Here is a 9,972-nt window from a genome sequence, read left to right on the forward strand (position 1 = left end):
GACGGCGTCCCGGCCGCGCTGATCGAGGTCATCACGCTGGGCCGGACGTTGAAGAAGCGGGCCGCCGACGTGCTGGCCTACGTGCTGGCCTACTTCGACCGCCCCGGCACCAGCAACGGGCCTACGGAGGCGATCAACGGCCGGCTCGAACACCTCCGCGGCTCAGCCCTCGGGTTCCGCAACCTCACCAACTACATCGCCAGGTCCCTGCTCGAGACCGGCGGCTTCAGACCGCGACTACACCCTGGAATCGGATGAGCCTATTTTGACCTCGGACTCCAGGAGAGGTGCATCGGAGCGCGGGGGCGGTAAGCGATCCCGGTGGGATTGTTTTCGCTCTGTACGGTGTCGACCGCGGAGCGCGCTACCCGGTTCGGGGAGGAGGCTGAGTCCGTGAGCGCTGTTCGCGGCCCGCATGAGCTCCTCTATCCAATCGCGATTGATGCGTGGTTCGCGGCTGCCGTGGAAGTGGAACTGTAGCGGCACCGCGGGGTGGATCCACAGTGCGCGGCGTGCAGCTACCTCACCGGTATCAAGGTCCAGCATGAATGGTTCACTACGCCGCAGCTTGTTCATCGCAACGATCCGCAGGTGCGCGAGGATCCGGTCTTCTAAGGGGATGCTGGGCATGGTGCCGTAGATGAACAGACCCAAACTCTTCTCTCTTCCTCCGTTTCTCGTCACCGTATCCGTGTCGCGACTGGGCGCGTTCTGCGGCGGTGATCGACGGCCACGCGTGGCTATCGGATGTGGAGGGCCGCGGGCTGGACCGTGACGGTGAATGAGTCGGTGTCGCCGATCTGCTCGCCGTCGATTTCAAAGGGGCGCGGGCCGGGGAGGGTCACTTCAAGTTTTCGGGCACGGGCGTGGGTGACGGTATCGGTGCTGGTGGTCTCATCAGTACTGCTGATGAGGCGTTTGAGTCCGTTGTCCCACAGCATCGTCTTCAGTGTTCCCGCCCATTGCGCGACGCCTTCTGCGCTGAGCAGCAGGTAGTCCAGTTCACCGTCGGACGGGTCCGCATCGGGAAGCAGGGTAAACCCGCCTTGGAGCGTGCCGCAGTTGGCGATGAGGAGAGTATGCCCTTCTTCGTCGCGGGCGGGCTGGTCATCGACGGTGATGTGGAAGGGGACGACATCGCTGGCGGCGAAAGCACGACCAAGTGACTCGACGTAAGCGAGCCAGCCGGCTTTGTCTTTGAGGTCATCGTCGGTCTCAGCGATCATGTGCGCGTCGATCCCGAATCCCACCATCACCACGAACCCGTGACGCTCTTTGCCGTCGGTCAGGTCCACGTCCACCCAGCCCATGTCCACGTCACGCGGGGTGCCGGTGAGGGCTCGAGTGAAGGCGGCGGGAATGTCGTTCAGGGGGACGTCGAGGTTTCGGGCGAGGAGGTTCCCGGTGCCCAGCGGGACGATGCCCAGTTCGATGGGCGACTGGATGTCGGCGAGGTGCTCGGCGACAGCACGGACGGTACCGTCACCACCGGCGACGACGATGAGGTCCGGTTCGGAGGCGACCGCGCGGCGGGTGGCGTCTCCGCCGGGATCGCTTTCGGTGGTCTCCCACCAGGACACCTCGGGAGTGGTGTCCTCCTGAAGGGACACGGTGAGCCCTTCGCTGAGGGTGTCTTTGTCCGTCTTGGACGGGTTCCACACGATGGCGAGTCGACGGGTCATGGGTGGGTCCTTTCGTGGGAACGGCGCAAGCCGGCCGCGCCTCGGGCTGGCGTGCGACCGGCTTGCGTGTTCCGAGTGCCTATTCGGCGTGCTCGTCTTCTTCGGGTTCGAAGGTGGACGCGTTGCCGGTGTGGCCGGCGGCGATGCCGCCGGGGTGGTTGGGGATCGTTCCGTCGCCCCCGAGCCCGCCCGGTTTGGTGGTGCCGTCGGAGTCGTTTGTGGGGGTCTCCGCCTCGGGACCTTCCACGGAGGTGTCCTCTGACAGCGGCTTGTCGTTCTCGGTCATCGTGGGATCTTTCTGGACGTTGATATTCTCGAGGGGAAGGTGGGGAGGACCCGCGGGGGGCACGTTCCTCCCCACCCGGCTAGTTACTTGAGTTCGTCCTTGACGTTCTCAGCGGCCTTCTTGACCTTCGCCTCTGCCTGGTCGGCGGCGCCTTCGGCAGCGAGCTTGTCGTTGTCGGTGGCGTTGCCCAGCTTTTCCTTGGCCTTGCCGGTGAGGTCCTGCGCGGCGTTCTTGATCTTGTCGTCGAGTCCCATGTCGGGTTCCCTTCCCTTGTGGTGGTGCACCGCGTGTGCGGGGCGTGTGTGGTGGTCAGTCGTCGTCGGAGTTGATGACGGCGTCTTCGGCGGCATCCATCGCCGCCTGGCCCTCTTCAGGGGATTCGGATCCCGCTGATGCTGCGGAGTCGTCATCTACCGAGGCGTCGTCCTCGTCATCGCCCTGCGTGGAGCGGTCTATGCGCGAATCGTTCATGTGGTCTCCTGTCAGTTGTTGTGGTGATGAGCGGGTTTGCGTGCACGCCGGATCAGCCCGAAGGGTTTTCGAGCGGGCGACCTTCGTCGTCCGTGGTCTCAGGGAGAGGCTCGCGAGGCGTGTTGGAGTCCTGTTCCTCGCCGGCATCGTCGGCGGGCTTCGAGTCGTGCTTTTGGCTCGACATGCTCAGCTCCGGTGGGTGAGGCGGTGCAGCAGCCCGGCGACAGGACGTTGCTGTTCGCCCTGTTGTGCGCCAAGCACGATGAGAACACCGGTGAGGGCGGGGAGAACCCACTGCACGACACGCTGTTGGCGTTGCGCGGAGGTCACCTCCGGCGACGCTACCTCGTCAGCTTCGGTGACGCCCTCGCCACCTTCGTCTGCATGCTTGGCGATCTTGGTGCCGAGGATCCCGGCGTACAGGGTGGCAGCGGCAGCGGCAGCGGTGAGAGCGAACTTCACTTTCGTGTTCGTTCGGGATCCCGGCTGAGCGGTCAACCGTGACTTGTTCCCAAGGATGAGGCCGGCCCCGCCGATGCCGTGCGCGATGATCGCGGCCAGTTGGACGGGCGCCCACTTGGCCCACCCGATGGAGGACAGTCGCAGACGCTCCGCGGGATCGGTGGCTTTCGCGGTTCCGCCGTTGAGGCCGACGGCGCCCATCAGGGTGCCTCCGAACCATGCGGCCAGCCCCACGTCGTGCAGGGATCGAACAAGAGTGTTGCGACCGGTCATGGTGCGGTTCCTATCGGTGAGTGTGAGCTGTGAGCAAGGTGCGGTTAGGACTTGGCTTTACGGCCGACGAAGAAGCCGTAGATCAGGAGGACGATGAGCGATCCGCCGATGGCGAGGAGCCAGGTCTGCAGGGAGAAGAACTCCTCCAAGGGGGCGTTGAACAGCACGCTTCCCAGCCATCCGCCCAGGAGGGCGCCAACGACGCCGAGGAGGAGGGTGATGAACCAGCCGCCGCCCTGTTTGCCGGGGAGGATGAGTTTGGCGATGGCGCCGGCGATAAGGCCGAGGAGGAGAAATCCGAGGAATCCCATGGGGTGTCTTTTCTGTGCGGGGTTGCGACGGGTCAGTCGCGGCGGGCGAGGGTGGTGAGGATGGCGATCAGGCCGGCGAGGGAGACCGCGCCGATGGTGAGCACACGTGCGGGGTTGTCGTGGTAGGCGGTGCGCAGCTTGTCCAGCCCGTCGTTGATGAGGCTGCGGGCCTTGTCGACGGTGTCGGTCACGGAGGGGCCGAGATCATCTGCTTTATCCTTCGCGGCGTCCGCGGTCTTGTTGATGGCGTCGCGGGCCGTGTCGGCGGCGTGGTCGATGGTGTTGTCGGTGTCTGAGGCCATGAGAGTTCTCTTCCGTCTACTTGGCGAGGGCTCGGGTCAGCTTGCGGCTGCCGGCTTTGGTGGTCTTGCGCGCGGAGCGCATGCCCTGCGTGTCCCACGCCTTCTTCGCGTTTTTCTTGATGGAGCGGTACCGGCCACGGCCGGCGCGGGCGCCGAGCGTGTAGGCGCCGAACGCGATGGCGGCGACGAACAGGATGCGGAGATAGGTCATGTCGATCCTTTGCGTGCGGTCAGGAAAGGCGGCGCTGGTCGTGCGCGAGCTTGGCGCGCAGGCCGGAGTGCACCGAGATGTACGTCTGGACGTTCTTTCCGGTCAACATCGCCAGGTTGGTCACGAGCTGGTCAACGTCTGCGACCACCTGGGCTGGGGAGGTGTTCTGCCGCGGTGTCACGCTGACGTGCATGACCGGGGTCTTGCGGATGTCGTTGGCGGTGACCGAGGAGAACAGGATCTCGTCCCGCTGGTCCAGGGAGTTCTTGAGAGCGTCGGACACGAACGATTCCTGCACGGTGACGCGTCCAAGTGGATTCTGCGCTCCTGTGGAGCGCAGAACCGTATGGGAGCGTCCACCGCCCACTCGGGTGAGCGCGACGATGAGGAGGATGACGAGAAACAGGATCAGCACGATGGCGGCCACAGCGATCCAGCTGATGGTGGTCGCTCCGACTGTTGTGGTGGCAATCGCGTTGTCCAGCCATCCCTGCCCGGCCTCGGTTGCTCCGGTCCAGTATTCTGCGCCAGCGGGCCACACGATGATGGCGACCAGAACGGTGCCGATGGCCAGGAACAGGATGCCGACGATGAACAGAACGATCCTGTTCAAGGCACGGTTGGTGCGGTTCATTGCTCGTCCTCGTTTTGTTTCGGGCGCTCCACGCGCACGCGGGTCTTCACCTTGGGTGTGAGCTGGTAGCTGTCCACCTCGGTAGCCGCGAGCTGCTGGATCGGGTCTTTGTCGAGGGGCACGCCGACGGCGGGGCGCACGGTGACATCGACGGTGCGGTGCGAGACACCGACGGTGATGTCCTCGCGGGCGATGCCGGTCTCGTCACTCAGATGCTGGGCGACAGATGCGGCGATCACGCCGTTGTCCACGAGCACAGCACGGTTCTCGTGCTGCATCTGGTGTTTGGACAGCCGCCCGGGGGCTAGGGCGAGAAACACGAAGATGACGCCGAGCACGGCGATCACGACCCCGAAGACGGCGACGAGCCATCCGGGCTGCGCGGTCGGCAACCCGATGAGCCACGTCGCCGCGGCCGCGGGCCCCAGCAGCAGCGCGGGCTGTGCGAGCAGGAACAGCACGATCTCGGTACCGATGTAGATCAGCACGACCAGCAGCAGCACGACCGCGATGATCATCGCGACGGTGCGGGGCGAGTGGGTTTCGCGCCGCAGGACGCGGCGGAAGGCGGGGGAGCTCATTTCACTCTCTTCTTCTGCTCGGCGATGACGGCACCCGTGATGGTGATGTTCACCCGGGTGACCTCACGTCCGGTGACGTGCGCGATGCGGTCCCGGAGTTGCTCCTGCGCGGTCTGCACACGCTCCAGGACCGGGGCGCCGGCACGAATGGCGGCTGTGTCGTCCAGGTGTGGGATCGGGAGGGGTGTGCGGATCGTCAGGGCTATTCCGCCCCGCGCTTCCGACACCCCCACCGATACGTCACCGCGATCCACCCGAAGGGTGGTGGCAGTCGCTTCCTCAGCGACCTTCACGAGCACGCGCTCTTTGATGGTGATGCGGCCAGGGTAAGGCGAGGCGTCGTGCGACGCCCCGGCGGCGACCCGCGTGAGGTCGCCGCCGGCCTGGCCGGCTCCAGCCGCACTCATCACGAGGTGCGCCGGCCGGAGAACGCGTTCGCGAGGCCGCGCACGTCGAGCTTGCCCGACATGATCCGACCGACGAGCGCGCCGATTCCCATGAACAGGGCCACGAGGAGGAATCCCCAGAACCCGAACAGCAGGATCGAGACGGCGAGGATGACGCCCATCAGGGCGCCGGTGACGGTCGGGCTCATGAGACGCGCGACTCTTCCTCGTCCTTGTCGTCCGACGGCAGGTGCACGTCGTTGACCTCGACGTTGACCTCGACGACCTCGAGACCGACCAGCTGGCTGATCGCACCGCTGACCGCGGCGCGGACGTTGGAAGCGACTTCCTGGACCGGCATCGGATACTCCACGACGATGGTAATGTCGGCGGCAGCCTGGGTCTCGCCGACCTCGACCTTGACGCCCTGGGACTTGTCATCGGCGTTCACCACACTGCGGATCGCACCCATCGCACGGGCGCCACCGCCACCGAGCGCGTACACGCCGGGAACCTCACGGGCAGCGATGCCGGCAACCTTGGCGACCACGCCGTCGGCGATGGTCGTCTTGCCGGCAGCGGTGTCGTCCGCGGTGGGACGGGCCGGGGTGGTGCGGTCCACGCGCGAGCCGCCGAGAGCGGGCGTGGGGGCACCGGGGGTGGTGGGGGTCTGGTCTTCGGTAGCCATTGCAGTCCTTCTAACGGTTGGAACAGGAGAACGCAACCACCTCACAGGCATCGCGTTCAGAGCGATATGTTCGCTCTACAAGTAAGAGTCCCGTTCCGGCCGATTCGTCACAAAATAGTTTGAGAAAGTTTTCAGACCCATGACCTCACCACGGAGACAGGGCCTAGAAGCTGCACCGGATGAGATCCTCGTCGAACGCGCAGCCCAGGGCGATGCGGCTGCTTTCGAGGCTCTGATCCGCAGGCACTCGCCGCTGATGCGCGCATATGTCAGCCGCATCGTGGGGTCTGTCACCGAAGCCGACGACGTCGTACAAGATTCTCTCTACACCGCGTGGCGGCGCCTACCCGAACTGCGTGATCCGAAGGCGGTGAAAGCCTGGTTGATGCAGATCGCCAGCAGGCAGGCGTTCAAACACCTCCGCCGCCGCCCGCACGAAGACCCTTTTCCCATCCTGGAAGCTGCCCACCCGTCCGATACACAACCGGAGAACGTCGCGATCCGAAACGCTCAGCTCCAAGCCCTCGCCGGGGCGTTGGACACCCTCCCCCCTGACCTCCGACAAGCCTGGTTGCTGAGAGAGGTCGCCGAACTCAGCTACGACGACATCGCGAAACAACTCAACATCCCCCGCACAACCGTCCGGGGAAAATTATCCCGAGCACGCGCGTCGATATTCGCGCAGATGGAGGAATGGCGGTGACTGACACGACACCCCGCACGTTGGACTGCGGGAAGACCATTGAAGAGCTCAGCGACTACCTCTCCGCTGACCGAATCCCCTACGACCCGTCCATCGAGACCTGCCCAGAATGCCTCAACGCCCTCGAGGCGCTCAGCGGCGTCTCGCAGCTCAGCCGAGACCTGCTCGCCCACGACGCGGCGAACCTTCCCGCGCCACCGGCGAACTGGATGGAACAACTCATGGCAACCATCCACGACGAGGTCCGTGCGGGTAGATCTGTGCCGCTTCACCACCCTGACCCTCGCGTGATCCTCACCGTCACCGAAGGTGCTCTTCGCGCCCTGATCCGCAATGTCGGCGACGACGTGCCCGGAATCATCATCGGAAAATGCCAGTTCAACGGAGATGTCGAAACCCCCGGTGCACCCGTCGATGTCACCGTGACCGCCAGCATCGCCTGGAAGTACCCGATTCCCGAAGCCGCGAGCGAATTGCGTGACGCTGTCCGTGAGACACTCACCACCCACACTCACCTCAACGTCATGTCTGTCAACGTCACGGTCGAAGACCTGCACGGCTACAACACCACCACCCAGGAGATGCCATGACCAGCAACATCGACACCCCGCTCTCCGCTGACGCCCTGGACCCGGAGACCCTCACCGCGGCAGTGCTCGAGATCGACAGCGTCATCGACATCTACCCACCGGCCTTCACTCTCACACAGGCGCCCCAGCTGGTCACCGCCCTGGTTTCAGGCACGCCTTCTCGCATCAACCTGGTCGAGGTGCGGAGCGACGGAGCCGCGCACACTCTCACTGCCCGAATCGGCACCCATCGCCACACCCCCGCACCGCAAGCCGCAGCCCACGTGGCGGACGCCCTCCTCGCCCTTATCCCCGACGACCACGATGCGACCGTGACCGTCCAGATCTCCCGCATCGCCTAAGACGAGCCGCGTACCTTGTTGCCCACAGCGGCGTTGGAATTCACCGACGACACCCTCCTGTTCGCCGCCATCGGCGTGATGACCCTCGCCGCAGCCCTCCTCCCGCGACTGCTCGGCAAACTTCCCCTCTCGATCCCGATGGTGTTCCTCGCCGCAGGCATCATCGTGTTCGCTCTCATCCCCGACCTCCCCGACCCGCATCCGAGCGATCACCCCGACATCACGCTGCATCTGACCGAGATCTGCGTCCTGGTCTCCCTCATGGGTGCCGGTCTTGCCATCAACCGGCCGCTGCGCTGGCGAACTTGGTCTACCACGTGGCGGCTGCTGGCCATCACCATGCCGCTGTCCATCGCCGCCGTGGCAGTCCTCGGATGGGTGGGTCTCGGACTCGGAGCCGCCAGCGCACTCCTCCTCGCCGCAGCCCTCGCCCCCACCGACCCGGTGCTCGCCACCGAGGTGCAAGTCAGCGAACCCGTCGACGACGAGAACGCCGACGATGAGGTGCGGTTCGCGCTCACCTCCGAAGCGGGACTCAACGACGGCCTCGCCTTCCCCTTCACCTACGCCGCCATCGCCATCAGCATGGTCGGCCTCGCCCCATCAGCGTGGTTCACCGACTGGTTCCTCATCGACGTGCTGTGGCGGATCACCATCGGCGTGATCGCCGGCATCGGCACCGGCTGGCTCTTCGGCAGACTCTTCTTCTCCGCGCACCTGTCCGGACGTAAAGTTGTCGACCAAGCCGAAGGATTCGTCGCCATCGCCGCGATATTCCTCGCCTACGGCATCGCCGAGACCGCTGAAGGATACGGCTTCATCGCCGTATTCATCTGCGCCGTCACCATCCGCGCCTCAGAACGAGGACACGGCTACCACCAAGTCCTCCACAAATTCGTCGAACAGATCGAACGACTCCTCACCATCGCCGTCGTCGTCCTCCTCGGGGGCGCCATCGCCCGCGGCCTATTCGCCGACATCGGCTGGATCGAAATCCTCATCGCCCTGCTGATCCTGCTCATCATCCGCCCCCTCGCCGGATGGATCGGGCTCACACCCGGAAAGACCGGACCCCGCGAACGAAGCGTCATCGCCTTCTTCGGCGTCCGCGGCGTCGGATCCCTGTTCTACATCGCTTACGCCACCCAGAACGGCTACTTCCCCGACGGTGACAGGCTCTGGTCCATCGTCGCCCTCGTCATCGTCGGCTCCATCATCGTCCACGGCCTCGCCGCCACCCCCACCATGCGGCTCATCGACACCACCCGCCACCGGATCACCCGCCGACGCGGCGGCGACCACACGGACGTCGCGACGACACCGGTCTGAGCCTCATCGCCAGCAACGCCCCGGCAGCGCCTCCTCAGCGAGAGGCTCGAGATGGGATGCGGGTGGGAGTCACAACATCGTGACTACCCAATACCGCCGACGACGCATTCAAGAAATCACCACCAGGCGATAACTCCGCCAGAATCGACCGGGACTCCAGGTCGTGGACGCTACTCTTCGATGTCCGCGGGCGACTCTGCTGCCGCCCGGGTCTCCGGCACCCGATCTCGCAATTGATCTGCCATCGCCGCAGCACCCTCCTCGGCATGCTCTTCGGTGACCGCTTCGATGAGCTGACTCAGGTCCTCATCGACGACCGCTGAAGGTTCGCGATCGCCTTCTCGCTCGTCCAAGGGGTTCTCCATTGTGCTGTATTCCTTTCAACCGGTCGTGTCGGTCCAACACGGACGGACCGACTGAGTCCTTCGGTTCGTTATTCCTCACTGAGCTGAGGCGAGACGGCGAGGAGTGCCTGCTTTGAGGGACCGCGAACTCATGACCAAGCTGATCGAGTCGGTCAGCGACGGCGTCCCGGCCGCGCTGATCGAGGTCATCACGCTGGGCCGGACGTTGAAGAAGCGGGCCGCCGACGTGCTGGCCTACTTCGACCGCCCCGGCACCAGCAACGGGCCTACGGAGGCGATCAACGGCCGGCTCGAACACCTCCGCGGCTCAGCCCTCGGGTTCCGCAACCTCACCAACTACATCGCCAGGTCCCTGCT

At 65.1% G+C, this 9,972-nt stretch carries 20 protein-coding genes and 1 pseudogene; 6 read left to right on the forward strand and 15 right to left on the reverse strand.

From position 1 onward, the window contains the following. Window positions 1–258: transposase (locus AC04ME_RS18930; RefSeq protein WP_475436568.1), on the forward strand; the 258-nt coding region annotated here is incomplete at its 5' end. On the opposite strand, the gene AC04ME_RS18935 is transcribed toward AC04ME_RS18930, so the two are convergent. The 14 genes from AC04ME_RS18935 to AC04ME_RS19000 all read right to left on the reverse strand — a co-directional run bounded on the left by AC04ME_RS18935 (window position 238) and on the right by AC04ME_RS19000 (window position 6,287). Continuing rightward, entirely contained in the window at window positions 238–684 is a 447-nt protein-coding gene (locus tag AC04ME_RS18935; RefSeq protein ID WP_455905688.1) for a DUF7882 family protein, read from the reverse strand. The genes AC04ME_RS18930 and AC04ME_RS18935 overlap by 21 nt on opposite strands. 56 nt (window positions 685–740) lie before the next feature. After that, window positions 741–1,682 (reverse strand): diacylglycerol/lipid kinase family protein, encoded by a 942-nt coding sequence (locus tag AC04ME_RS18940; protein WP_475436571.1) that lies wholly within the window; start codon window positions 1,680–1,682, stop codon window positions 741–743. Window positions 1,683–1,761: 79 nt separating this feature from the next. Continuing rightward, window positions 1,762–1,968, reverse strand: a complete 207-nt coding sequence (locus tag AC04ME_RS18945) for a hypothetical protein (protein ID WP_402610423.1) — start codon at window positions 1,966–1,968, stop codon at window positions 1,762–1,764. Between the two features lie 83 nt (window positions 1,969–2,051). Further along, window positions 2,052–2,222 carry a CsbD family protein gene (locus AC04ME_RS18950; protein ID WP_113680274.1) on the reverse strand — a complete coding sequence of 57 codons (171 nt, stop codon included), beginning with the start codon at window positions 2,220–2,222 and terminating at the stop codon, window positions 2,052–2,054. A gap of 55 nt (window positions 2,223–2,277) precedes the next feature. Further along, window positions 2,278–2,439 carry a hypothetical protein gene (locus AC04ME_RS18955; RefSeq protein ID WP_402610425.1) on the reverse strand — a complete coding sequence of 54 codons (162 nt, stop codon included), beginning with the start codon at window positions 2,437–2,439 and terminating at the stop codon, window positions 2,278–2,280. A 186-nt stretch (window positions 2,440–2,625) separates the two neighbouring features. Further along, entirely contained in the window at window positions 2,626–3,174 is a 549-nt protein-coding gene (locus AC04ME_RS18960; protein WP_475436574.1) for a hypothetical protein, read from the reverse strand. 44 nt (window positions 3,175–3,218) lie between these two features. After that, a complete protein-coding gene (locus tag AC04ME_RS18965; RefSeq protein WP_061015498.1) occupies window positions 3,219–3,485 on the reverse strand; it encodes a GlsB/YeaQ/YmgE family stress response membrane protein in 267 nt (88 codons plus the stop codon). Between the two features lie 32 nt (window positions 3,486–3,517). Then, the gene (locus AC04ME_RS18970) at window positions 3,518–3,787 is read right to left on the reverse strand and encodes a hypothetical protein (RefSeq protein ID WP_455905691.1); all 270 of its coding nucleotides are present in this window, start codon (window positions 3,785–3,787) and stop codon (window positions 3,518–3,520) included. A gap of 16 nt (window positions 3,788–3,803) precedes the next feature. Beyond that, window positions 3,804–3,998, reverse strand: coding sequence for a hypothetical protein (locus tag AC04ME_RS18975; RefSeq protein WP_455905692.1), 195 nt, complete (start codon window positions 3,996–3,998; stop codon window positions 3,804–3,806). A 19-nt stretch (window positions 3,999–4,017) separates the two neighbouring features. Continuing rightward, window positions 4,018–4,632 carry a hypothetical protein gene (locus AC04ME_RS18980; RefSeq protein ID WP_475436576.1) on the reverse strand — a complete coding sequence of 205 codons (615 nt, stop codon included), beginning with the start codon at window positions 4,630–4,632 and terminating at the stop codon, window positions 4,018–4,020. Beyond that, the gene (locus tag AC04ME_RS18985; RefSeq protein WP_113680269.1) at window positions 4,629–5,213 is read right to left on the reverse strand and encodes an Asp23/Gls24 family envelope stress response protein; all 585 of its coding nucleotides are present in this window, start codon (window positions 5,211–5,213) and stop codon (window positions 4,629–4,631) included. Before AC04ME_RS18985 ends, AC04ME_RS18980 begins: the two co-directional genes overlap by 4 nt. Then, entirely contained in the window at window positions 5,210–5,620 is a 411-nt protein-coding gene (locus tag AC04ME_RS18990) for a hypothetical protein (RefSeq protein ID WP_113680268.1), read from the reverse strand. Before AC04ME_RS18990 ends, AC04ME_RS18985 begins: the two co-directional genes overlap by 4 nt. Continuing rightward, a complete protein-coding gene (locus AC04ME_RS18995; protein WP_061015492.1) occupies window positions 5,620–5,808 on the reverse strand; it encodes a DUF2273 domain-containing protein in 189 nt (62 codons plus the stop codon). Before AC04ME_RS18995 ends, AC04ME_RS18990 begins: the two co-directional genes overlap by 1 nt. Continuing rightward, window positions 5,805–6,287: an Asp23/Gls24 family envelope stress response protein gene (locus AC04ME_RS19000; RefSeq protein WP_113680267.1), complete on the reverse strand. Its 483-nt coding sequence runs from the start codon at window positions 6,285–6,287 to the stop codon at window positions 5,805–5,807. Before AC04ME_RS19000 ends, AC04ME_RS18995 begins: the two co-directional genes overlap by 4 nt. 139 nt (window positions 6,288–6,426) lie before the next feature. Between AC04ME_RS19000 and AC04ME_RS19005 the strand changes: the two genes are divergently transcribed. The 4 genes from AC04ME_RS19005 to AC04ME_RS19020 all read left to right on the forward strand — a co-directional run bounded on the left by AC04ME_RS19005 (window position 6,427) and on the right by AC04ME_RS19020 (window position 9,250). Next, window positions 6,427–6,990 (forward strand): RNA polymerase sigma factor, encoded by a 564-nt coding sequence (locus tag AC04ME_RS19005; RefSeq protein ID WP_270410253.1) that lies wholly within the window; start codon window positions 6,427–6,429, stop codon window positions 6,988–6,990. After that, complete coding sequence (locus AC04ME_RS19010; RefSeq protein WP_402610432.1) at window positions 6,987–7,580, forward strand: Asp23/Gls24 family envelope stress response protein; 594 nt, start codon at window positions 6,987–6,989, stop codon at window positions 7,578–7,580. Before AC04ME_RS19005 ends, AC04ME_RS19010 begins: the two co-directional genes overlap by 4 nt. Next, complete coding sequence (locus AC04ME_RS19015) at window positions 7,577–7,921, forward strand: hypothetical protein (RefSeq protein ID WP_270410248.1); 345 nt, start codon at window positions 7,577–7,579, stop codon at window positions 7,919–7,921. The genes AC04ME_RS19010 and AC04ME_RS19015 overlap by 4 nt, the downstream gene beginning before the upstream one ends. 78 nt (window positions 7,922–7,999) lie before the next feature. Further along, window positions 8,000–9,250, forward strand: a complete 1,251-nt coding sequence (locus tag AC04ME_RS19020) for a cation:proton antiporter (protein WP_455905696.1) — start codon at window positions 8,000–8,002, stop codon at window positions 9,248–9,250. A 170-nt stretch (window positions 9,251–9,420) separates the two neighbouring features. On the opposite strand, the gene AC04ME_RS19025 is transcribed toward AC04ME_RS19020, so the two are convergent. Further along, the gene (locus tag AC04ME_RS19025; RefSeq protein ID WP_475436579.1) at window positions 9,421–9,615 is read right to left on the reverse strand and encodes a hypothetical protein; all 195 of its coding nucleotides are present in this window, start codon (window positions 9,613–9,615) and stop codon (window positions 9,421–9,423) included. Window positions 9,616–9,754: 139 nt separating this feature from the next. Here AC04ME_RS19025 and AC04ME_RS19030 point away from each other — a divergent pair. Continuing rightward, window positions 9,755–9,972, forward strand: a pseudogene (locus AC04ME_RS19030) (transposase); the annotation flags it as partial.

This window comes from Microbacterium sp. LjRoot205, from assembly GCF_056175745.1.